The sequence below is a fragment of the Janthinobacterium sp. PSPC3-1 genome, assembly GCF_049896105.1.
In the GTDB taxonomy this organism is placed as follows: domain Bacteria; phylum Pseudomonadota; class Gammaproteobacteria; order Burkholderiales; family Burkholderiaceae_D; genus Janthinobacterium.
Map to the genome: position 1 here is coordinate 15,018 of NZ_JAFCTQ010000032.1, position 19,771 is coordinate 34,788.

General features: G+C 64.4%; 21 protein-coding genes. 15 read left to right on the top strand and 6 right to left on the bottom strand.

From position 1 onward, the window contains the following. The first annotated feature begins 201 nt into the window (after positions 1 to 201). From ACP7B7_RS24695 to ACP7B7_RS24735, 9 genes are all read left to right on the top strand, one after another. Positions 202 to 486 (top strand): hypothetical protein, encoded by a 285-nt coding sequence (locus tag ACP7B7_RS24695; RefSeq protein ID WP_308922658.1) that lies wholly within the window; start codon positions 202 to 204, stop codon positions 484 to 486. Positions 487 to 698: 212 nt separating this feature from the next. Next, on the top strand, positions 699 to 1,202 hold the full coding sequence (locus ACP7B7_RS24700; RefSeq protein ID WP_308922657.1) for a hypothetical protein: 504 nt from the start codon (positions 699 to 701) through the stop codon (positions 1,200 to 1,202). 56 nt (positions 1,203 to 1,258) lie between these two features. Then, positions 1,259 to 2,902 carry an AAA family ATPase gene (locus tag ACP7B7_RS24705; protein ID WP_308922656.1) on the top strand — a complete coding sequence of 548 codons (1,644 nt, stop codon included), beginning with the start codon at positions 1,259 to 1,261 and terminating at the stop codon, positions 2,900 to 2,902. Continuing rightward, positions 2,903 to 3,538, top strand: coding sequence for a general secretion pathway protein GspB (locus ACP7B7_RS24710; RefSeq protein ID WP_308922655.1), 636 nt, complete (start codon positions 2,903 to 2,905; stop codon positions 3,536 to 3,538). Positions 3,539 to 3,649: 111 nt separating this feature from the next. Further along, positions 3,650 to 5,029 carry an alkaline phosphatase family protein gene (locus ACP7B7_RS24715; protein WP_308922654.1) on the top strand — a complete coding sequence of 460 codons (1,380 nt, stop codon included), beginning with the start codon at positions 3,650 to 3,652 and terminating at the stop codon, positions 5,027 to 5,029. 94 nt (positions 5,030 to 5,123) lie between these two features. Continuing rightward, positions 5,124 to 5,672: a molybdopterin-guanine dinucleotide biosynthesis protein B gene (gene mobB, locus ACP7B7_RS24720; RefSeq protein ID WP_308922653.1), complete on the top strand. Its 549-nt coding sequence runs from the start codon at positions 5,124 to 5,126 to the stop codon at positions 5,670 to 5,672. A gap of 62 nt (positions 5,673 to 5,734) precedes the next feature. Continuing rightward, a complete protein-coding gene (locus ACP7B7_RS24725; RefSeq protein ID WP_308922652.1) occupies positions 5,735 to 5,935 on the top strand; it encodes a YjfB family protein in 201 nt (66 codons plus the stop codon). Positions 5,936 to 6,063: 128 nt separating this feature from the next. Continuing rightward, the gene (locus ACP7B7_RS24730; protein ID WP_308922651.1) at positions 6,064 to 6,366 is read left to right on the top strand and encodes a BufA1 family periplasmic bufferin-type metallophore; all 303 of its coding nucleotides are present in this window, start codon (positions 6,064 to 6,066) and stop codon (positions 6,364 to 6,366) included. A gap of 11 nt (positions 6,367 to 6,377) precedes the next feature. Continuing rightward, positions 6,378 to 8,018 (top strand): DUF692 family multinuclear iron-containing protein, encoded by a 1,641-nt coding sequence (locus ACP7B7_RS24735; RefSeq protein WP_426078477.1) that lies wholly within the window; start codon positions 6,378 to 6,380, stop codon positions 8,016 to 8,018. Positions 8,019 to 8,022: 4 nt separating this feature from the next. Here the strand turns inward: ACP7B7_RS24735 and ACP7B7_RS24740 are convergent, their stop codons facing one another. The 3 genes from ACP7B7_RS24740 to fumC all read right to left on the bottom strand — a co-directional run bounded on the left by ACP7B7_RS24740 (position 8,023) and on the right by fumC (position 10,128). Continuing rightward, complete coding sequence (locus ACP7B7_RS24740; RefSeq protein ID WP_426078478.1) at positions 8,023 to 8,307, bottom strand: hypothetical protein; 285 nt, start codon at positions 8,305 to 8,307, stop codon at positions 8,023 to 8,025. A gap of 102 nt (positions 8,308 to 8,409) precedes the next feature. Beyond that, a complete protein-coding gene (locus ACP7B7_RS24745; RefSeq protein ID WP_065308061.1) occupies positions 8,410 to 8,631 on the bottom strand; it encodes an RNA-binding S4 domain-containing protein in 222 nt (73 codons plus the stop codon). Positions 8,632 to 8,733: 102 nt separating this feature from the next. Further along, the gene (fumC, locus tag ACP7B7_RS24750; RefSeq protein WP_308922647.1) at positions 8,734 to 10,128 is read right to left on the bottom strand and encodes a class II fumarate hydratase; all 1,395 of its coding nucleotides are present in this window, start codon (positions 10,126 to 10,128) and stop codon (positions 8,734 to 8,736) included. A gap of 146 nt (positions 10,129 to 10,274) precedes the next feature. Between fumC and ACP7B7_RS24755 the strand changes: the two genes are divergently transcribed. After that, the gene (locus tag ACP7B7_RS24755; protein ID WP_426078479.1) at positions 10,275 to 11,384 is read left to right on the top strand and encodes a type IV pilus assembly protein FimV; all 1,110 of its coding nucleotides are present in this window, start codon (positions 10,275 to 10,277) and stop codon (positions 11,382 to 11,384) included. Between the two features lie 76 nt (positions 11,385 to 11,460). Here the strand turns inward: ACP7B7_RS24755 and ACP7B7_RS24760 are convergent, their stop codons facing one another. Continuing rightward, positions 11,461 to 11,895 (bottom strand): flagellar protein FliT, encoded by a 435-nt coding sequence (locus tag ACP7B7_RS24760; RefSeq protein ID WP_426078480.1) that lies wholly within the window; start codon positions 11,893 to 11,895, stop codon positions 11,461 to 11,463. 46 nt (positions 11,896 to 11,941) lie between these two features. Here ACP7B7_RS24760 and ACP7B7_RS24765 point away from each other — a divergent pair, with 46 nt between their 5' ends. After that, a complete protein-coding gene (locus ACP7B7_RS24765) occupies positions 11,942 to 12,580 on the top strand; it encodes a class I SAM-dependent methyltransferase (RefSeq protein ID WP_426078481.1) in 639 nt (212 codons plus the stop codon). 149 nt (positions 12,581 to 12,729) lie between these two features. Further along, the gene (locus tag ACP7B7_RS24770; RefSeq protein ID WP_308922643.1) at positions 12,730 to 12,915 is read left to right on the top strand and encodes a CsbD family protein; all 186 of its coding nucleotides are present in this window, start codon (positions 12,730 to 12,732) and stop codon (positions 12,913 to 12,915) included. Positions 12,916 to 13,010: 95 nt separating this feature from the next. On the opposite strand, the gene ACP7B7_RS24775 is transcribed toward ACP7B7_RS24770, so the two are convergent. Together ACP7B7_RS24775 and ACP7B7_RS24780 are read right to left on the bottom strand one after the other, a co-directional pair. Continuing rightward, positions 13,011 to 15,227 carry a S9 family peptidase gene (locus ACP7B7_RS24775; protein ID WP_426078482.1) on the bottom strand — a complete coding sequence of 739 codons (2,217 nt, stop codon included), beginning with the start codon at positions 15,225 to 15,227 and terminating at the stop codon, positions 13,011 to 13,013. A gap of 146 nt (positions 15,228 to 15,373) precedes the next feature. After that, positions 15,374 to 16,768 (bottom strand): MATE family efflux transporter, encoded by a 1,395-nt coding sequence (locus tag ACP7B7_RS24780; protein ID WP_426078483.1) that lies wholly within the window; start codon positions 16,766 to 16,768, stop codon positions 15,374 to 15,376. Between the two features lie 196 nt (positions 16,769 to 16,964). Between ACP7B7_RS24780 and ACP7B7_RS24785 the strand changes: the two genes are divergently transcribed. The 3 genes from ACP7B7_RS24785 to ACP7B7_RS24795 all read left to right on the top strand — a co-directional run bounded on the left by ACP7B7_RS24785 (position 16,965) and on the right by ACP7B7_RS24795 (position 19,763). Continuing rightward, on the top strand, positions 16,965 to 17,954 hold the full coding sequence (locus tag ACP7B7_RS24785; RefSeq protein ID WP_426078484.1) for a beta/gamma crystallin-related protein: 990 nt from the start codon (positions 16,965 to 16,967) through the stop codon (positions 17,952 to 17,954). Between the two features lie 146 nt (positions 17,955 to 18,100). Beyond that, positions 18,101 to 18,739, top strand: a complete 639-nt coding sequence (locus ACP7B7_RS24790) for a beta/gamma crystallin-related protein (RefSeq protein WP_426078485.1) — start codon at positions 18,101 to 18,103, stop codon at positions 18,737 to 18,739. 103 nt (positions 18,740 to 18,842) lie between these two features. Then, on the top strand, positions 18,843 to 19,763 hold the full coding sequence (locus ACP7B7_RS24795) for a DnaJ C-terminal domain-containing protein (protein ID WP_426078486.1): 921 nt from the start codon (positions 18,843 to 18,845) through the stop codon (positions 19,761 to 19,763). The last annotated feature ends 8 nt before the right edge of the window (positions 19,764 to 19,771 follow it).

Here is a 19,771-nt window from a genome sequence, read left to right on the forward strand (position 1 = left end):
TGGGACTTTCTGGTTATTCGATATAAGTCATTGTTTATAAAAGGATTGTGGTGTGGCGAAAAATGGTATTGATGTGGACTTGTTCAAGTCCAATTTCCAGCACGGCAAGCCAGCTGCCGCCCGCGCCGTACAAATACCTGCTTGGCAGCGCGGGCTGTCCGGAGTACAGTCCGCCTTTTACACCTGAAGCTGGAATAGCACATGAACGACAAGGCAGCAAAAAGCGATTATTGGGATGACTGGCAGCAAGCGGCGCTGGCCGCCGGCGTCTCGAAGCCCCTGGCGGCGCTGGGCATGGAACTGATGCGCACGCATCGCAAGAACCGCTGGCCCAAGGATTTCCTGGGCCGCGAAAGCGATGGCGAAGTGATGATCGCGATGTGCCTGGAAGACGAGGCGGAAACGGAACTGTTCTTTATCGAAAACCTGTATCCCTACGATACGGCGCTGATCGAAAAGACCAAGCGCCGCCTCTGCCTGCACTGATCGAACCGGCCGCCTTGCGCGGCCGCTTGTTTTTTACACGGCGATTTCCGCGGCGCGGTGTCATAATGCCCGAGGCATCCCCGCCCACGTACGGAGCACACCATGAGCAAGGCACAGGACAGCAAGAAGGAAGCCAAGAAGGAACCGGCTAAATCCATGAAGGAAAAAAAGGAAGCGAAGAAGGTCAAGAAAGAAGAGCGCAAGCGCTGACCATGCGCGCGCACCGCCTGCTCTGTGCCTGGCGGCCGCTGGCCGTGCTGGCGCTGCTGTTGCCGGCCATGCTGGCGCAGGCGCAGCCCAAGCCGCCGCCATCGACCTTCGGGCAGGTGGTGGGCAACGCCGTGCTGTGCCTGGACCAGATCGACAACAAGTCGTTTTATGCATATCTGCTGACGGCCTTCGGCCCGGCCTACAAGCACGAGGGCGGCGCCTACTGGTTCCGCACCGACGCCGTGCTGTGGGGCGCGCCGGTGACCGACGTGATCGTCAGCGACGACACCAGCCCGCTGGTCTTCATGGGCGTGGTGGCCGATACCACGCCGGAAAAGCTCGAACCGGCCATCCGCGCCGCGTCGGGCCTGCGCTTCGACAAACTCGATTATTCCGCTTTTCCTGTCCGTGGCGCCATGCCTGGCAGTAAAATCGTCTACTTTCGCACCAAGGCCAAAGTCTATTGCGCCAAGTACAAGCCATTGCCGCCGGCACAAACCCGCTAGGCATGGCCGTGTGCAATCGTTTTGGCGCGTTTTGATCGTCCCACCGCAGGGTCTCCATGTACACGCAATATTTCCAGCTCAAGCAATCGCCGTTTTCGATCGCCCCCGATCCCCGCTACCTGTTCATGAGCGAGCGCCACCGCGAAGCGCTGGCCCACCTGCTGTATGGCGTGGGCAGCGGCGGCGGCTTTGTGTTGCTGACGGGCGAGATCGGCGCCGGCAAGACCACCGTCTGCCGCTGCTTCATGGAGCAGATTCCCGAGAATTGCCAGCTGGCCTATATCTTCAATCCCAAGCTGTCGGTCGAGGAATTGCTGCTGTCGATCTGCGAGGAATTCCGCATCGCGCCGCCGGCCGGTGCGGGCAGCGTGAAAAGCTATGTCGACGCCATCAATGTGCATCTGCTGGCCAGCCACGCGCAGGGCAAGAACAATGTGCTGATCATCGACGAGGCGCAAAACTTGTCGGCCGCCGTGCTGGAGCAGCTGCGCCTGCTGACCAACCTGGAAACGAGCGAACGCAAGCTGCTGCAGATCATCCTGATCGGCCAGCCCGAACTGCGCGCCATGCTGGCCCGGCCCGAGCTGGAGCAGCTGGCGCAGCGCGTGATCGCGCGTTATCACCTGGGTTCGCTGTCGGAACCGGAAACGGCCAGCTATATCCACCATCGCCTGGCCGTGGCCGGCAGCACGGCGCGCGCGCCGTTCGGGCCGCGCCTGATGGCGCAGATCCACAAGCTCAGCCATGGCGTGCCGCGCCGCATCAACCTGCTGTGCGACCGCGCGCTGCTGGGCGCCTATGTGGAAAACCAGCCGCAGGTGACGCGCCAGATCCTGCGCCGCGCGGCCGCCGAAGTGTTTGCCGAAGCGGGCGGCGCCGCGCCAGCCGCCGGCAGCGGATTGCGCTGGCAGCAGCTGGCCGGCGGCGTGCTGGCCGGCGCTGTGATAACGGGGGCGCTGGCCTGGTATTTCATGCCCTTGAACAAGGTGGTCGCGCCGGTAGCGGCCTTGGCCCCGGTCAAGCCGGTTGTTGCGAGTGCATCGACGCCGGCCCCGGTCCCGGTTCCGGCCGCCGTAACATTGGACCGTGATGCCGTGCTGCGCCAGTTGGCCGCCCTGTGGGGCGAGCATTTGCCCGCCGGTGACGCTTGCCAGGCTGCCGCCCGCGCCGGCCTGCGCTGCCTGCAAAGCCGGGGCGGCGTGGCCGAATTGCGTGTGCTGGACCGTCCCGCCATGCTGGTCTTGCGCGGCAAGGACGGCGCCGGCGAACAGCTGGCGCTGCTGTCCGGCGTGCAGGGCGATACCGCCAGCGTGCAGATCGATGGCAAGCCCGTCACCATGCCCGTGCCGGAGCTGGCGCAGCGCGGCGATGGCGATTTCGTCACCTTCTGGCGCGCGCCACGCAACTGGCGCGATGAAGTGCCGGTGGGCGCGCGCGGCCCGGACGTGGACTGGCTGGCGGCGCGCCTGGCGCAGCTGCATGGCATGCCTCTGCCTTCCGGCAACCTGCCGCTGGACGCGGACATGCAGCGTTTGCTGCGCGAGTTCCAGCGCAGCCAGAACCTGAAGGCCGATGGCCTGGCGGGACCGAAAACATTCATGCGCCTGATGCAGCTGGGCGACAACACGGAGCCGCGCCTGTCGCGCGCCGCTCTAGCCGTGGCCCTGCCTGTTGTTGCGGCCACCGTGGCGGGGAAATAAATGTCGTATATTCTTGAAGCACTGAAAAAATCGCAAGCCGAACGCCAGCTCGGTGAATTGCCGTCCATCCATGCGCCGCAAGTGCAGCTGCAGCCGGCGCCGGATACCAGCGGCAAGCGGCGCTTGCCGTTGTGGCTCGGCGTGGGCGCCGCCTGCGCCGTGGCCGCCGCCTGGTGGTGGTGGCCGGCGCAGACCAGCGTGGCGCCGGCGCCGGTAGCGGCTGCTCCGGTCCCTGTTCAGGCCCCTGCGCCGGTCATCGCGCCAGCGCCAGCACCCATGCCGGTGCCGGTGGCCGTCAAGGCCGCGCCGCCTGCCCCTGCACCAGCACCTGCACCGGTGATCAAGGCCGTCACGCCGGTCCCGGTCCCGGTTCCGGCCCCCGTACCGGTCCCGGCGCCGTCCGAAGAAGTCACGCCCGGCTTGCGCGACCTGCCCGAACCGATACAGCGGCAGATTCCGCCGGTTGCCCTGGGCGGCTATATTTATTCAAAGGATCCGGCCGACCGCCTGCTGCTGATCGACAAGGTGCTGCGCCACGAGGGCGAGGAAGTGGCGCCGGGGCTGGTGCTGGAAAAACTGCAGCCCAAGGCGGCCATCTTCAGTTTCAAGGGCTACCGCTACCGCGTGCCGTACTGAGGACCAGCCGCTGATTGTTGCATGTCAAGCAATGCCGTGAGCGCCTGAACCCGCTGGCATGGTGCCGGTCGAAACTGGGAGGCGCCAGGGTGGCCGCCAGCCGGAGGATGCATGACAATTAACAAGCTCGACCGCATCGACCATATCGTCGTGCTGATGATGGAAAACCGTTCCTTCGACCATATGCTCGGCTATCTGAGTCTGGAAGGCGGGCGCGGCGATATCGACGGCTTGCGCAGCGAGCATGTCAACCTGCATGCGGGCAAGGCCTATTTTGCTCACCATCTGCAGTCCACCGCCTTGCACCCCGGACAGAATCCCGGCCATACGGGCGCTTCGGTGGCGCGCCAGTTGCAGGATAATAACGGCGGTTTTGTCGGCGATTATGCGCTGACGCATCCCGGCGATGCCGATCCCGGCCTGGTGATGGGCTATTACAACGGCGCCGACCTGCCCATGTATGATTTCCTGGCGCGCCAGTTCTGCGTCTGCGACCGTTGTCACAGTTCGGTGCCGGGCGCCACCTGGCCGAACCGGCTGTACGCCGTCAGCGGGCGCGCGGCCGGCAGCAAGGACAGCAAGCGCGTGCCCCTGTATGCCAACAAATCGTTCGTGCGCCACCTTGAGCGCAATATGGTCAGCTGGAAATTCTATTCTTTCTGGAAGCCATGGACCCTGGCCCTGACGGACGAGCATTACCGTTCGTCCGAATTCTACGAACCGTTCGGCGCCCAAGGGCGGCGCTATGGCTTTGTCGGCGATGCGCTGGCCGGCGCCCTGCCGTCGGTCAGCTGGATCGACCCGCACTTCTTTGCCAACGACGATCATCCGCCGGCCGATGTGCGCGCCGGCCAGGCGCTGGTGGCCCAGGTCTACCAGGCGCTGTCGCGCGGGCCGGCCTGGGAGCGCACCTTGCTCGTGATCAGCTATGACGAGCATGGCGGCTTTTTCGACCATGTGCCGCCACCGGCCGCCGTCGACGATGACGCCGCTTTTCGCCAGTATGGGGTGCGCGTGCCGATGCTGCTGGTGTCGCCGCTGGTCGGCCCCGGCAGTGTCTGCCACCAGCTGTTCGACCACACCTCGATCCTGAAGACCATCCTGCAGCGCTTTTGCCGTGGCGCCGACGGCGCCTTGCCCGCCATGGGCGCGCGCGTGGCCGCCGCCAGCGGATTGGGCGTGGCGCTGGACCTGGCCCAGCTGCGGCCGGCGCCCGCGCTGCCGGCCAGCGTGCACGAGCAGCGCAGGCGCTGGGAAGACGAATTGCGCGCCCTCGACAGCGCGGCGGCGGCAGGGCCGGCCATGGCCATGCCGGACGAGGAGGCCGGCGCGGTGGCCGCGCACCGCCACCTGGCCCGCAGCGCCCGCAATGCGCTGGCGACCCATGGCAGCAAGGCGCCGCAATCGATCTCGCGCCGCAGGCGCAAGGATCACCATCCCGATCACCATGCCTGGCCGATGGACGCGGGCGACGGCCTGCGCGACGGTTGAGGGGCTTTGCCTGCATCAAGCAGGTCGTCATCGTTGCCTGGTTGCACGTGGGATGGCCGGTATAATGCGGCTATCTCACGGAAGAAAGCCCACGATGGACCATGCGACATCCGCGTTCGCGCCTGCCCACCCGGTACTGGGCGTAGTCGGCCGTTCCGGCAGCGGCAAGACCACCTTGCTGGAATATGTGGTGCAACAAATGGCGGCGCGCGGCCTGCGCGTCAACCTGATCAAGCACAGCCACCATGACCTGGCGCTGGAGCCGCCACAAAAGGACAGCGCCCGCCTGCGCATGGCCGGCGCGGCCGAAGTGCTGGTGGCGTCGCCGTATCGTTTTGCCATCGTCCATGAGTTGCGCGGCGCGCCCGAACCGACCTTGTCGCAGCAACTGGCGCGCATGGGCCCGGCCGACCTGACCCTGGTGGAAGGCTTCAAGACCGATCCCATCGCCAAGCTGGAAGTGTTTCGCCCGGAAGTGGGGCAAGCGCCGTTGTACCCGCATGACGTGACCGTGATCGCCGTGGCGTCGGACGCGCCGGCGCCGCCCGATTTGCGCGCCGGCGTGGCCTGGCTGGACTTGAATGATCGCGCAGGCGTGCTAAGCTGGTTGCTGCAGCGGCTGGCAAAGCGGCTTGAAAAATAGCGCTAAAGTATTGCGCCGGCCGGCCGTTAATCCTGGTAGACCTTTAATGGATGGAGAGACTTATGGACGTCGGAAGCATCGCACAACTGTCAACCACGATGGCCGAGACCGGCAATCGTCAAGCCGTGGGCATGGCCGTCCTGAAGAAAGCCCAGGACATCCAGAGCTCGACCGCGACCGCCCTGATCGAGGCCTTGCCGCCCGTGCCGGCCGCGCCCAACCTGCCTTCGCACCTGGGCAACCGCATCAATACGACGGCCTGATTCCTGCCAGGCCGGGCCTGCTCACGCCGCCGCCGATCTGGCCGCGGCGTTCGTTTGCATGAAGGGTCTTCCCTTCTTTTTCCGCGACAGCGTAAAATCGGCTACCGCTTATTTTACGAAAGACTTCCATGAACCAACGTCACGCTCTCGTTGCCGCCGCCCTGGCCGGCCTTTGCGCCACTTCGGCCGCCAGCGCCGCAGACCATGCTGCAGCCACTGCCGGCGACAAGGAAAAATGCTATGGCGTCGCCAAGGCAGGCCAGAATGACTGCGCCTCGTCCGATGGCGCGCATTCCTGCGCCGGCCAGGCCGCCAGCGACAATCTGCCGACCGAATGGACGTATGTTGCCAAGGGCACGTGCGAACAGGCGGGCGGCACCTTGAAGCCTGTCAAGGCAGGCAAGCAAGCCGCGCCAGCCAAGCAGTCATAAACCGGCGAGCTATGGCGCAGCCCGCCCATGCGCTGGCCGGCGTGGGCGTCGGCCTGCGCGCCGCGCATTACCGCGATTTCCTTGAAGGCCGGCCCCGCGTCGACTGGCTGGAAGTGCACACCGAAAATTATCTGGCCTGCTCGGGCCGCGACTGGCAGGTGCTGCGGGCCGTGCGCCAGGATTATCCCCTGAGCCTGCACGGCGTGGGCCTGGGCCTGGGGTCGGCGCGCGGTTTTTCCGAATCGCACCTGGAGCGGGTGCGGCTGCTGGCCGGGCGCATCGAACCGGCGCTGATATCCGAGCATCTGTGCTGGAGCGCGGTGGCGGGGCGGCAGCTCAACGATCTGCTGCCGCTGACGCTGGACCAGGCCGCGCTGGACTTGCTGTGCGCCAGGGTGGCAAGGGTGCAGGATGCCTTGCGCCGGCCCATTCTGTTGGAAAATGTGTCGACCACCCTGCGTTTTCACGCGGACGCCATGAGCGAAGCGCAGTTCCTGGCCGAACTGGCGCGCCGCAGCGGCTGCGGCCTGCTGCTCGACGTCAATAATCTGTATGTGAACCAGTGCAACCATGGCGAAGACGCGCTGGCCGCCTTGCTGGACATTCCCGTCGGTATCGTTGGCGAACTGCACCTGGGCGGCCATCTGGTCACGCCGCGCGCGGTGATCGACCACCACGGCGCTTCCGTGGCCGAGCCCGTCTGGGCTTTGTATGAAACGGCCTTGCAACGCTTTGGCCAGGTAGCAACCCTGGTCGAATGGGATACCGACGTGCCGGAACTGGCTGTGTTGCTGGGCGAGGCCGACCGGGCCCGCGCCATGCAGCGGCGTCATCATCAAGCTGCGCCATGGCGCGGTGCCATCCACCCTGTTTTGGCCTCGCCGCCGGGCCGGCAACTGGCGCGTACCCAGCAGGCATTTGCCGACGCGCTGGTCGACATGGAGCAGGCGGCCGGCGTTGTGAATCTGTTTCGGGGCGCGCTGGCCGAGGAGCGGCTGGGTTTGTACCGCGGCAATCTGAGCGCCACCTGGCGCCGCGTGCTGGGCCAGGCGTATCCGGTAGTGCTGGCGCTGGTGGGCGAGGAATTTTTTGCGGGCCTGGCGCGTGAATACGGCCGTCGGCATCCTTCGCAGGATGCCGACCTGAACCAGTTCGGTGACGGCTTTGCCGCCTTCCTCGCCACTTTTCCGCCTGCGGCGCAATTGCCTTACCTGCCGGACATGGCGCGCCTGGAATGGGCGCTGCACCTGGCCCATTACGCGCCGGATGCGGCAGGTTTGGCGGCGGACGCCCTGGCCAGCCTGGCGCCGGAACAGCTGGAAGCATGCCGCTTCACCCTGCATCCGGCGTGCGCGCTGATCCATTCCGACTGGCAGGTGGTGGCGCTATGGCAGGCGCACCAGCAAGAACATGCGGTATTTCCACAGCAGATGGCCGCCGCCAGTCATGCCCTCGTGTGCCGGCCGCAGTGGCAGGCGCAGGTGCTGGCGTTGGATGCGGCCGCCCATGCGGCGCTGCAGCTGCTGGTGCAAGGGGAAAATTTTGGCGCGGCGCTCGATGCCGCCTTCGGGATCGACGCGCAGTTCGATCTCGGCGGGCAGCTGCGCCGGTGGCTGGAGCATGCCGTGCTGACGGCCATGCTCGTCGAATAAAACGCTATTGAAACGCGCGCAGGATGCGCGCTTCGCCGGTCTGGTCGCGGCACACGGCGTTGGCCGCCAGGGTCGCTTCCATCATGCGCGCCAGTTGTTCGTCTTCGAAATGCGCCAGTTCGGCGGTGGCCGCCACCAGGGCCACCTCCAGCTTGGCGCGCGCGCCCTGGTACAAGGTGCTGGTGTATTTATCGGTGGTGCGCAGCAGGTCTTCCGCATTCTCGATGACCTGGCGCAAGTCGGCGATCAATCGCTCCTGGCTGCGCGTGCCGTGTTCGGCATTGTCCATGGCTATCCTTTCCGCTTGTTGATGAATATATGGCAATAATATAAACATAGGCAAACCAGCCGGGCGGGTTTTGATCTGACACAGGAGCGCGTTAAAGCGGCCTCAGGCGGGTGCCACCACGGTAATGCGGATATCGGCCACGCTGACCACCTGGCCGGCACGGATCTTGGCCGTCTTGCGCAATTCCTTCTTGCCGTCGACCTTGACCACGCCGCTGTCGACCATGACCTTGCCCGCGCCGCCGCTGTCGCACAAGCCGACCAGCTTGAGCAGCTGGTTCAGCTCGACGAACTCGGATGTCAAATCAAAGCTTACTTTTTGCATTCTATCCTCAATCGCAATAATGTGTTTTCAACACTGTGCAGCCCGGTTTGCCGAGCCAAACAGCTAGTTTACATGGTTGCAAGCGGGCATGCGGAAGTGGCCTTAACTTTTGTTCGGGCGCGTCATGTCCAGTGGCACGATCCACTCGGCAAATTGCTCTTCCGTTACGAAACCCAGGCCCAGTGCCGCTTCCTTCAGCGTCGTACCTTCGTGCTGCGCCTGCTTGGCGATCTGCGCCGCGCGGTCGTAGCCGATATGCGGCGCCAGCGCCGTGACCAGCATCAGCGAACGTTCCATCAGTTCGGCGATGCGTTCGCGGTTCGGTTCGATGCCGTGCGCACAATGCTCGTCAAAGCTGCGCATGCCGTCGCCGAGCAGGCGCGCGCTTTGCAGGAAATTGTGCGCGATCAGCGGCTTGAACACGTTCAGCTCGAAATTGCCCGAGGCGCCGCCCACCGTGATGGCCACGTCGTTGCCGAACACCTGGCAGCACAGCATGGTCAGCGCTTCGCACTGGGTCGGATTGACCTTGCCCGGCATGATGGAGCTGCCCGGTTCGTTTTCGGGGATCGTGATTTCACCGAGGCCCGAGCGGGGGCCGGACGCCATCCAGCGCACGTCGTTGGCGATCTTCATCAGCGCCGTGGCCAGGGTTTTCAGCGCGCCATGGGCGGCCACCAGCGCGTCGTGGGCGGCCAGGGCGGCAAACTTGTTGCCGGCGCTGGCAAATGGCTGGCCCGTCAGCTGCGCCAGCTCGGCGGCGATGCGGTCGGCAAATTCGGCATGGGCGTTCAGGCCCGTGCCCACCGCCGTGCCGCCGGCCGCCAGTTGCAGCAGCGGCGGCAGCGACGCCTCGATGATGTGTTCGGCAAACTCCAGCTGAGCCGCGTAGCCCGAGAATTCCTGGCCCAGGGTCAATGGCGTGGCGTCCTGCAAGTGCGTACGGCCGATCTTGACGATGTCGGCAAAGGCGGCGGATTTGGCTTCCAATGTCGCGCGCAGCTGGCGCAGCGGCGGCAATACCGTGTTGGCGACTGCCAGCGCGGCGGCCACGTGGATGGCGGTGGGGAAGATATCGTTCGAGGACTGGCCCAGGTTGACGTCGTCGTTCGGGTGCAGCAGGCGCTCGGCGCCACGCAGTCCGCCCATCAGTTCGGAACCCCGGTTGGCCAGCACTTCATTCATGTTCATATTGCTTTGCGTGCCAGAGCCCGTCTGCCAGACGGCCAGCGGAAATTCGGTCGCATGCTGGCCGGCCAGTACTTCGTCGGCCGCCTGGGTGATGGCGACGGCCTTGTCGCCGCCGAGCAAGCCGAGGCCCAGGTTGACGTGGGCGGCCGCGCGCTTGACGGTGGCCAGCGCGGCGATCAGTTCGGGCGGCATCTTTTCCGTGGAAATATGGAAGTGCTCGAGCGAGCGCTGGGTCTGCGCTCCCCATAATTGACCGGCGGGTACGTCGATCGGGCCGAAACTGTCGCGTTCGATTCTGCTGCTCATGGCATCCCTTTCATCTGTGTTGGTGGACCGAGTGTACTCCAGGCGCCGAAAACGCACAGCGCACCTGCTGGCGCCTATATTTTTTCAATTTCCTGCCGTTAACAAGATACGTTATCCCTTGTTCCTGTTGTCAAAGCGATTATTTCATGCCGAGCATAGTCTTTTCCCGCTGGACCGCGACCCTGTGCGCCACCGCCTGCCTGGCCATGCCGGCCGCGTTTGCGGCCGAACTGGGCGACATCAGCGTGCAGTCGCACGTGGGCCAGCCCTTGTCGGCCGATATCGAATTGACGGCGCTGGCGCCCGATGAGCTGCAGGGCCTGCCTGTGCGCCTGGCCTCAAGCAATGTCTACGAAGGCGGCGGCATCAGCATGGACGCCGCCCTGCAAACCCTGGCCATCAGCCAGGTGGAACGCGACGGCCGGCGCTTTGTCCACCTCAGCACGCGGCAAGCCATCAATGCCGGCCATGTGCATGTGTATTTGGTGCTGGGCAATGGCAATCGCGGCGTGGTGCGCCTGGCCACCGTCTGGCTGACGCCGACGCCGCCCGTGCCGACGGTGCCAGTGGTCGTTCCAGCACCCGTGCCCAAGGTCGTGCCGCAAGCCCCCGTGCCGGTTCTTGTCTCGAAGCCGATCGCGGTACCGGACGCCGCCGCCTTGGCGGCGCGCGCCCGCGCCGAAGGCATGCTGCGCCCGCCGGCCGTGTTTGTCGCGCCGCCGGTGGCGTCCAAGCCGGCCTTCGTGCCGGTCTCGCCGCCACCGCTGCGCCGCGCGCCGGCGCCGGTGGCAGCCTGCGCGCCGCAAGCGGCCGGCGTGCCGGCCGCGGCATGCGTGGCGCTGGACCGGCAAAACACGGCCTTGAATGAGAAGATTGGTGTGCTGGAAGGCAAGGTCTCGGCGCTGCAGCAGGCGCTGGCCGCACCTGCCGCCCTTGCTCCCACTGCTCCAGCCGCCGCCGTGGCGCCGCATGTTAAGGCCAAGGCAGCGGTGGCGGAAAAGAAAAGCGGCGGCAATGGCCTGTGGTGGCTGGGCCTGGGCACCGTGCTGTTCCTGCTGGCGACGGCCGTCATCGTGTATATCCTGCGCAAGCGCAAGGGACGCGCGGAGGCGGGGCCCAGGCCGCCATCGAAATACTGGGTCTTGCTGCGCAAGCCGTTTCGCCGCAAGCCGGCGCCGGTGGCACCGCCTGGCGATACCGTGCCTGAGCGCGATGAGCCGGCTTTGGCGCCGGAGCCCGAGCCTTTTTCGCGCTGAGCGGGGCAAGGTCGCCTGCGCCGGACGTAAAAAAAGCGCCCGCAGGCGCCGTCGTCTTCTCTTCTGATCAAACTGCTTATCTGTGCGCGCGCGGCGCCGGCATGGTCTTGGACAGCTGCGCCATCCAGGGTTCGGTGATATTGCGGATTGCGCGGTCATTGGCCAGGATCTGCTTGATCAGGTCGAACTTGCGTGCTCGCGGTGAACCGGACAGGGCCGGCACGGCGCCCACCAGGGTGGCGCTCGCTGCGCTGGCGCATTGATTTTCCAGCGCGCTCAAGTCTTCCCAGTCCTCCGAACGTGTGGCCACGACCATCTGATTGGTCAAACCGGCAATATTTTCATACATCGAAAGCACGTCGTTGGAGTTCATGAGCACACCTGTATTTTTATCAATGGTTTTACGCTTGTCTAGATTAACGGCGGCCTCAGCCAGAACTTGAGGGTTTTTTTGAAAATAATTCAAAATAATTTTCAGGTTCCCTCGAACCGCCCGCAAACCCGCATGCATGCTCGCTTGCGTCTAAAATGGCGGCATCTTTTACGGAAGCGCCACCATGACCGACACCCCGCAAGACCCCCTGCATGCCATTACCCGCCGCACCCTGGATCATTACGACGCCAGCGCCGAACAGTTTTTCGAAGGCACGCGCGAGCACGACGTGCGCCAGAACATGGCCGCGCTGCTGTCCGCCATCGGTGGTGCCGTACCGCTCGAGATCCTCGACCTGGGCTGCGGGCCGGGGCGCGACCTGAAGGCTTTCACGGAGCTGGGCCACCATGCCACCGGTGTCGACGGTTCGGCCCGCTTTGTCGAGATGGCGCGCGCCTGGAGCGGCTGCACCGTCTGGCAGCAGGATTTTCTCGATCTCGATTTGCCCGCCAGCGCGTTTGACGGCGTATTTGCCAATGCCGTGCTGTTCCATGTGCCCAGCAGCGCCTTGGCCGGCGTGCTGCGCGCCCTGCATGGCTGCCTGAAAGAGGGAGGGGTGCTGTTCAGCTCGAATCCGCGCGGCCAGAACCAGGAAGGCTGGAGCGGCGCCCGCTATGGCAGTTATTACGACCTCGACACCTGGACCGCGCACGTACAGGCGGCCGGTTTTACCTTGCTCGACCACTACTACCGCCCGCCCGGTCTGCCGCGCGAGCAGCAGCCGTGGCTGGCCACTGTCTGGCGCAAGGATGGTGAAAGATAGCAATATTTTCCCATGTGTTAGGAACCGTACATAGTTTTTGCCGCTCCAGGCGTAGTATGAACTCATCGACACGCAGCAAGCCAAACAGCAGCGTGTGAGCCGCAGTACCGGCCCCTGGGCTGGCTAATCAACTACATCGAGGAGCTATCATGAACAAAGATCAAGTCGAAGGTAAACTGAAAGAAGTTGGCGGTAAAATCCAGGAAACAGCTGGCAAAGTCGTCGGCAGCGAAGAACAGCAAGCCAAGGGCCTGGCAAACCAGGTCGAAGGCCAAGTGCAGAAGAAAGTTGGCGACGTCAAAGACGCCGTTGAAACTGTTACTCGCAAACCGTAAGGTTTTGCTATTCGCCGCCCAGCGCGGCGATCCAGCATAAAAAAACCGCCGCCTGTCGCAAGACAGGCGGCGGTTTTCATTTGTGCGGCGAAATATTATTTCGCGTCGTCCACTTTCAGGTTCTTCTTGAAGAAGGCGGCGATCTTCGCGTACACATGACGCTGGCCGGCACGCGACGAGATGCCGTGCTTGGCGCCCGGATACGTCATCAGGTCGAACTGCACGCCACGGTTGACCAGCGCGTCGATCAGGCGCGTGCTGTTCGAGAACAGGACGTTATCGTCGGCCATGCCATGCACCAGCAGCAGCGGCGACTTCAGGCCGTCGATGTGCGCAAACACGGTGCTGTCCTGGTAGCCTTCCACGTTTTCCTTCGGCATGCCGAGGAATTGCTCCGTGTAGTGGGTGTCGTACAGCGACCAGTCGGTCACGGGCGCCACCGAGACGCCGGCGGCGATCTTGTCGGACGCGGCCGACAGCAGGCGCAAGCTCATGAAACCGCCATAGCTCCAGCCGAACACGCCGATGCGCTTGGCGTCGACAAAGCTCTGCTGGCCCAGCCAGGCGATGCCGGCCAGCTGGTCGGCCACTTCGGCCTTGCCCAGGTTATGGTAGATGGCGTCGGTAAACGCGCGTTCGCGGCGCGACGAACCACGATTGTCCAGACGGAACACCACGAAGCCCTGCTGCGCCATGTACTGGTCGAAGTTGTTGCCCCAGCGGCGAGCCACGTGCTGCGAGTGCGGGCCGCCATAGGTCGACAGGAAGACCGGATAGCGTTTCGCCGCATCGAAGTTCGACGGCTTGACCAGCGAGTAATAAAGCGTCTGGCCGTCGTCGGACTTGATGGTGCCGTATTCGGTCGGCAAATGATCGGCCTTGAACTTGCCATACGGGTGGCTGGCGTTCAGGGCGTTTTCTTCCAGCCAGCCCACCATCGCGCCATCGGGGCGGCGGATGCTGACCTGCGGCGGCGTGGCCGGGTCGGAATACGTGTCGACAAACACGGCGCCATTGCGGGCGAACGTGGTGTCGTGCCAGCCGTCGGCTTTCGTCACGCGCTGCGGCTTGTCGGCGGTGCTGCCGTCCAGTGCCAGCGCGTAGGTCTGCTTGTCGATCACGGCGTCGCGGTTCGACGACACATATACCTTGCCGGTTTTTTCATTCACGGCCAGCAGGCTGTCGATGCCCCACTCGCCGGACGTGACAGGATGCAGCAGCTTGCCGCTCATGTCGTACAGGTACAGATGGTTGCGGCCGGTGCGCTCGGACGACCATAAAAACGATTTGCCGTCGGCCAGGAAGCGCAGGTCGTCGTGGATGCTGACCCAGGTTTTCGATGTTTCGGTCAGCACCGTGCGCTGCGCCAGGGTGGCGGCATCGACGGCGATCAGTTCCAGGGTTTTCTGGTCGCGCGACTGGCGCTGGTACAGCAAGGCTTTACTGTCCGCGCTCCAGTCGGCGCGCACCAGGTAGATATCCGGGTTGGCGCCCAGGTCGACCTGGCGCTGCACGCCGGTTTCCGGCGAGACGATCTTCAGCTGCACCAGCACGTTGGCGTCGCCGGCGGCCGGGTAGCGCTGCTCGACCACGTCGGTGCGGTCGGCGAAGATCTCGAAGCGGCGCACCACCGGCACCGGCGCTTCATCGTAGCGCTTGTAGGCGATGGCGCTGTCGTCCGGCGCCCAGTAGTAGCCGGTGCGCTGTTTCATTTCTTCCTGCGCCACGAATTCGGCTTCGCCGTTATGGATGGTGTCCTTGCCGTCGCTGGTCAGCTGGCGTTCCTGGCCCGTCTTCAGGTCGATCACATACAGGTTCTGCTCGCGCACGAAGGACAGGTAACGGCCTTTCGGCGAAATTTTCGGATCGAGCACATTGCCCTTGGCGACCAGGCGCGCCTTGTCCGGATGGGCCGCGTCGACCAGGTACAGATTGCCGGCCAGCGGCACCAGCAGCTGTTTGCCGTCCGGCGACCAGCTGTAACTGAGGATGCCGGCCAGGCTGGCCGTGCGTTCGCGTTCGCGGCGCGCCTGTTCGGCCGGCGAAATGGTTTCATTCGGCACCAGCGCCTTGGAATCGACCAGGCGGTGCGTGCTCTTGTCTTTCAGCTTGAATTCCCACAGGTCGAGCTGGAACTGGTTGTCGGCGCGACCGCGCAGGAACGTGACGCGCTCGCCGTCGGGCGATACCTTCAGGTTGCGCACGCCGGGGCCGGCCAGCGCCGGATCGGCGTGGATGCGCTCGAGCGTCAGCTTTTCGGCCGATGCGGGAACGCTGGCCATGGCGGCCAGAAAACAGAGAATAAAACGCATGGATGTCTCGGTGATGTGAAAGAGGTCAAGTGAATTCTTGACGGCAAACAATACCAGAGCGTGACAAGCAATGCGATAGGGTCGGCCACGGAATACGCCACGGATTGCCGGCTTTCCTTCGGCATATCCCGGGAAAACTCCGTGTTTTATATGGCTGCGCGCAGCCTTTCCAGCGACAGCCGGTTCAGATACCAGGTCAGCAGCACGGCGGCCACCGTCAGGCCCGTCACCAGGCCGATCCAGAAACCGGCGGCCGCCATCGGCGCGTCTGGTGACCAGATGAAGCCCTGCGGCGCCAGGCCCAGCACATAACCGATGGGCAGCGAAAAGCCCCAGAACGCCAGCAACTGGATCAGCATCGGCTGGCGCGTCACCTTGTAGCCGCGGATCGCGCACGAGGTGGCGACCTGGGTCGCGTCGGACAGCTGGAACAGGGCGGCAAACAGCAGCAGCTGCGCACACAGCGCCTGCACCTGCGGGTCCGACGTATAGGCTTGCGCGATCTGGTGGCGGAAGATGGTGATGCCGGCGGCCGAGACGATGGCCGCCGTCAGCGACATCGCCACGCCGACCCAGGAAATGAAGCGCGCGCGCCGCAAATTGGCTTCGCCCACCGCATGGCCGACGCGCGTGACCAGCGCGATGCCGAAGGTGAGCGGTACCATGAACACGACGGACGAGAAATTGAGGGCGATCTGGTGCGCCGATACCTGCACCACGCCAAAGCGCGCCACCAGCAGGCTGATCACGCCAAAGGCGCTGACCTCGGCGAAATAGGTCACGCCGATCGGCAGGCCCAGGCGCAGCATGGGGCCGATGGCCGACGCTTGCGGCCACTCCCAGTGCGTGAACGGATAAGTGGCGCGGTAGGCCGGCGCATACTTGATCCAGGCCAGCATCGCCAGCAGCATCATCCACACGCAGCAGGTGGTGGCCACCGCGCAGCCGATGCCGCCCAGCTTGGGCATGCCCCAGTGGCCGTAGATCAGCAGGTAGTTGACGAAGATATTGAGCGCCAGCGCGGCCAGCGCGATCACCATCACCGGCTTGGTCTGGTTGATGCTGGTGCTGTAGCCGTACAGCGCGCGGTAGGCGGCAAACGCCGGCAGCGCGCAGCTGATGATGTGCACGAACAGCTTGGCCCTGGCCGCCACATGGGGTTCGAGCATCAGGTGGTCGAACACCAGCGCCGCCATATTCGTCAGCAAACACGCCACCAGGCCGACGGCCAGCGCCTTCCACAGCGACTGGCGCACGATATGCGGCACCCTGTCGTGACGCGCGGCGCCGATTTCATGCGCCACCAGCGTATTGATCGCCATCATGATGCCGCTGACGGTGACCAGCACGATCGACCAGATGGCCGCGCCCAGCGACACTGCCGCCAGCTCATCGGGCGTGGTATGGCCCGTCATCGCCACGTCAGCCGCGCCCATGCCGACCGTGGCCAGCTGGCCGATCAGGATGGGCCAGGCCAGCTTCCAGAGGGAGGAAACTTCCTGGCGGATGGCGGGGGCGGTAAACGAAGTGGTGTGGGGCATGGGGTAAAAGCGGATGCTGGCTGGGTCGAAGCTGCGATTCTACTGATAATTCGGCGGATTGTCCGGGCGGCTTGTCTCGATGTCTATTTCCTTTGGTAACAATTTATTGTGTTTTTCTCATACTTTGTTACACCGTTTTTTCGCCGGGCGGCTACACTGGTGAATAGTCGCATTGACAACCACTGGAGACACCCCCATGAACCGCCCGCTTACCCACGCCCTGCTGTGTGCAGCCGCCTTGTTGACCCACCTCGGCGCGCATGCCGGCGAACTGACTCTGTTCGAAGACGATAACTTCCGTGGCCGCGCCTTGACCGTGCGCGAGACCACCGACGATCTGTCGCGCATGGGCTTCAATGACAAGGTGTCGAGCATCATGGTGCGTTCGGGTACGTGGGACGTGTGTACCGACTCCGGCTTTCGCGGTAACTGCAAGACCTTGACGCCGGGCGAATACCGCTCGATGCCGGGCATGAACGACGCCATTTCCTCGGTGCGCGAAGTTGGACGCTACGACGGCCGTGGCGACGGCCACCGCCCGGACCGCGACTGGGGTCATGGCAATGACGGCCGGCGCGCGTCGCTGGAAGTGTATTCCGGCGCCGGCCAGAACGGCGGTTCGGCACGCCTGGACCGCGACAATGATAACTTCGCCACCATCGGCTTCAACGACCGTACCACCAGCATCGTGATCGGCAACGGTTACTGGCAGCTGTGCAGCGACGCCAACTACCAGGGCACCTGCCGCATCTTCGGGCCGGGCCGCCATGACGACCTGGGGCGCGGCCTCGATGGAAAAGTGTCGTCGGCGCGCATGGTCGACGAGCGCGAAGCGCGGCGCCAGCAGCAGTATGAACAGCAGCAGTACCAGCAGAACCAGTATCAGCAATATCCGCAGAACCAGTACCCGCAATATCCGCAGCAGCAGTACCAGCAGCGCGGCGCCATCCTGCTGTTCCCCGATGCGGACATGCGCGGCGAACCTTTGGCGCTGGACCGCAATACCGAAGACCTGGTACGCCAGAACTTCAACGACCGCGCCGGCTCCATCGTCGTCAACGAAGGACAGTGGGAAGTGTGCAGCGATTCGAATTTTCGCGGCCGCTGCGAAGTGATCGGGCCGGGACAATACGCGCGCCTGAACGCGCTCGATAACAAGATTTCGTCGCTGCGCCGCGTGCGCTGATCGCAGGCGCGACGCTTGCACGTGAAGCCGCCTGCCAGGCGGCTTTTTCTTGTGCCAGCCGTGCGCTGACATTTGCTTGCCATTTGTTACACTCGCCGCCGCTGTGCCAGACTACACTGGTGCTCATGCAATCAAGGGAGTCAGACATGTCACATACGATAAAAATGAAAACGATCCAGTACGCGCTGCTGTGCGCCACCACCGTATTGGCCCACGCCGCCGTGCAGGCTGGCGAAATGACCCTGTTCCAGGATGATCATTTCCGCGGCCGCTCGGTCAATGTGCGCAACGATGTCAACGACCTGTCGCGCCTGGACTTCAACGACAAGGCCTCGAGCATCGTCGTGCGCTCGGGCAGTTGGGAGGTGTGCAAGGACTCCAATTTCCGCAACAGCTGCCGCGTGCTGCAGCCGGGCCGCTACGCCAGCCTGCCGGGCATGAACGATTCCATCTCGTCGGTGCGCGAAGTGCGCCGCGGCGGCGGTGGCCACGATGGTGGCCATGGCGGCAACCGTCCTGGCCGTCCCGACAACAATGGCGCCGTGCTGCTGTTCCCCGACGCCGGCATGCGCGGCCAGCCGGTGCGCCTCGATAACGAAGTCAATGACCTGAACCGCTACCGCTTCAATGACCGCGCCCAGTCCATCGTCATCAACTACGGCCGCTGGGAATTCTGCGCCGATGCCAACTTCCGCGGCCGCTGCGTGGTGATGGGGCCGGGCAGCTACAACCGCATCGACGGTGGCCTGGACCGTCGTATTTCCTCGATCCGCCGCGCACGTTAACTATTCTTGACTTGCCACTGTTCCGGGCATGCAGGCGTACTGCATGCCCGGAACAATTCGTGTAATCTTCCCAGCAGACGGTCAACCATGGGGAGCAGGCACGGTGGATTACAAGGACTACTACAAGGAACTCGGGGTCGAGAAATCGGCCAGCGAGGCCGACATCAAGAAGGCGTACCGCAAGCTGGTGCGCAAATACCACCCCGACGTCAGCAAGGAAGCCGATGCGGACCAGCGCACCAAGGCCCTGAACGAGGCCTATGGCGTGCTCGGTGACGCGGAAAAACGCGCCGCCTATGACGACCTGGGACGCCAGCACAGCGCCCAAGGCGGCGGCTTCCGTCCACCGCCCGACTGGGGCGCCGGCTTCGAATCCTCAAGCACCGACGACAACGATTTCTTTGCCGACCTGTTCGCCCACGTGGGCGGGCGGCGCCGCGCCAACAGCAACTTCCAGATGCAGGGCGACGACAGCCATGCGGCCATCACCATCGCGCTGCGCGACAGCTACCATGGCGCCACGCGCACCATCGTCATGCGCGTGCCCGAAGCCGATGCGCAGGGCCGCGTCGTCACGCGCGAGCGAACCCTGGAAGTGACGATCCCGAAAGGCGTGACGGAAGGCCAGCAGCTGCGCATGAAAGGCCAGGGCAATCCCGGCAGCGGCGGCGCGCCGGCCGGCGACCTGTACCTCGAAATCCGTTTCGAGCAGGACGCGCGCTACCGCGTGGAAGGGCGCGACGTCTTTGAAACCGTGCCGGTGGCGCCCTGGGAGGCGGCGCTCGGCGGCGCCATCGACGTGGCCACGCCATCGGGCACGGTGTCGGTGACGGTGCCGCCCGGTTCGCAAACGGGGCGCAAGCTGCGCCTGAAAGGACGCGGCATTCCCGCCGCCCAGGCGGGCGATTTGTATCTGCTGCTGGAAGTGGTGCTGCCGCCCGCGCATGACGACAAGGCGCGCGCACTGTATGAAACCATGGCGCGCGAGATGGCCTTCAATCCGCGCCAGAAGCTGGGAGCATAAGCATGGCG

What these genes read in the sequence shown, in the direction of transcription:
- ACP7B7_RS24695 (WP_308922658.1), top strand. Translation starts at nt 202, where the DNA reads ATGAACGACAAGGCAGCAAAAAGCGATTATTGGGATGACTGGCAGCAA.
- ACP7B7_RS24700 (WP_308922657.1), top strand. Translation starts at nt 699, where the DNA reads ATGCGCGCGCACCGCCTGCTCTGTGCCTGGCGGCCGCTGGCCGTGCTG.
- ACP7B7_RS24705 (WP_308922656.1), top strand. Translation starts at nt 1,259, where the DNA reads ATGTACACGCAATATTTCCAGCTCAAGCAATCGCCGTTTTCGATCGCC.
- ACP7B7_RS24710 (WP_308922655.1), top strand. Translation starts at nt 2,903, where the DNA reads ATGTCGTATATTCTTGAAGCACTGAAAAAATCGCAAGCCGAACGCCAG.
- ACP7B7_RS24715 (WP_308922654.1), top strand. Translation starts at nt 3,650, where the DNA reads ATGACAATTAACAAGCTCGACCGCATCGACCATATCGTCGTGCTGATG.
- mobB (WP_308922653.1), top strand. Translation starts at nt 5,124, where the DNA reads ATGGACCATGCGACATCCGCGTTCGCGCCTGCCCACCCGGTACTGGGC.
- ACP7B7_RS24725 (WP_308922652.1), top strand. Translation starts at nt 5,735, where the DNA reads ATGGACGTCGGAAGCATCGCACAACTGTCAACCACGATGGCCGAGACC.
- ACP7B7_RS24730 (WP_308922651.1), top strand. Translation starts at nt 6,064, where the DNA reads ATGAACCAACGTCACGCTCTCGTTGCCGCCGCCCTGGCCGGCCTTTGC.
- ACP7B7_RS24735 (WP_426078477.1), top strand. Translation starts at nt 6,378, where the DNA reads ATGGCGCAGCCCGCCCATGCGCTGGCCGGCGTGGGCGTCGGCCTGCGC.
- ACP7B7_RS24740 (WP_426078478.1), bottom strand. Translation starts at nt 8,307, where the DNA reads ATGGACAATGCCGAACACGGCACGCGCAGCCAGGAGCGATTGATCGCC.
- ACP7B7_RS24745 (WP_065308061.1), bottom strand. Translation starts at nt 8,631, where the DNA reads ATGCAAAAAGTAAGCTTTGATTTGACATCCGAGTTCGTCGAGCTGAAC.
- fumC (WP_308922647.1), bottom strand. Translation starts at nt 10,128, where the DNA reads ATGAGCAGCAGAATCGAACGCGACAGTTTCGGCCCGATCGACGTACCC.
- ACP7B7_RS24755 (WP_426078479.1), top strand. Translation starts at nt 10,275, where the DNA reads ATGCCGAGCATAGTCTTTTCCCGCTGGACCGCGACCCTGTGCGCCACC.
- ACP7B7_RS24760 (WP_426078480.1), bottom strand. Translation starts at nt 11,895, where the DNA reads ATGCATGCGGGTTTGCGGGCGGTTCGAGGGAACCTGAAAATTATTTTG.
- ACP7B7_RS24765 (WP_426078481.1), top strand. Translation starts at nt 11,942, where the DNA reads ATGACCGACACCCCGCAAGACCCCCTGCATGCCATTACCCGCCGCACC.
- ACP7B7_RS24770 (WP_308922643.1), top strand. Translation starts at nt 12,730, where the DNA reads ATGAACAAAGATCAAGTCGAAGGTAAACTGAAAGAAGTTGGCGGTAAA.
- ACP7B7_RS24775 (WP_426078482.1), bottom strand. Translation starts at nt 15,227, where the DNA reads ATGCGTTTTATTCTCTGTTTTCTGGCCGCCATGGCCAGCGTTCCCGCA.
- ACP7B7_RS24780 (WP_426078483.1), bottom strand. Translation starts at nt 16,768, where the DNA reads ATGCCCCACACCACTTCGTTTACCGCCCCCGCCATCCGCCAGGAAGTT.
- ACP7B7_RS24785 (WP_426078484.1), top strand. Translation starts at nt 16,965, where the DNA reads ATGAACCGCCCGCTTACCCACGCCCTGCTGTGTGCAGCCGCCTTGTTG.
- ACP7B7_RS24790 (WP_426078485.1), top strand. Translation starts at nt 18,101, where the DNA reads ATGTCACATACGATAAAAATGAAAACGATCCAGTACGCGCTGCTGTGC.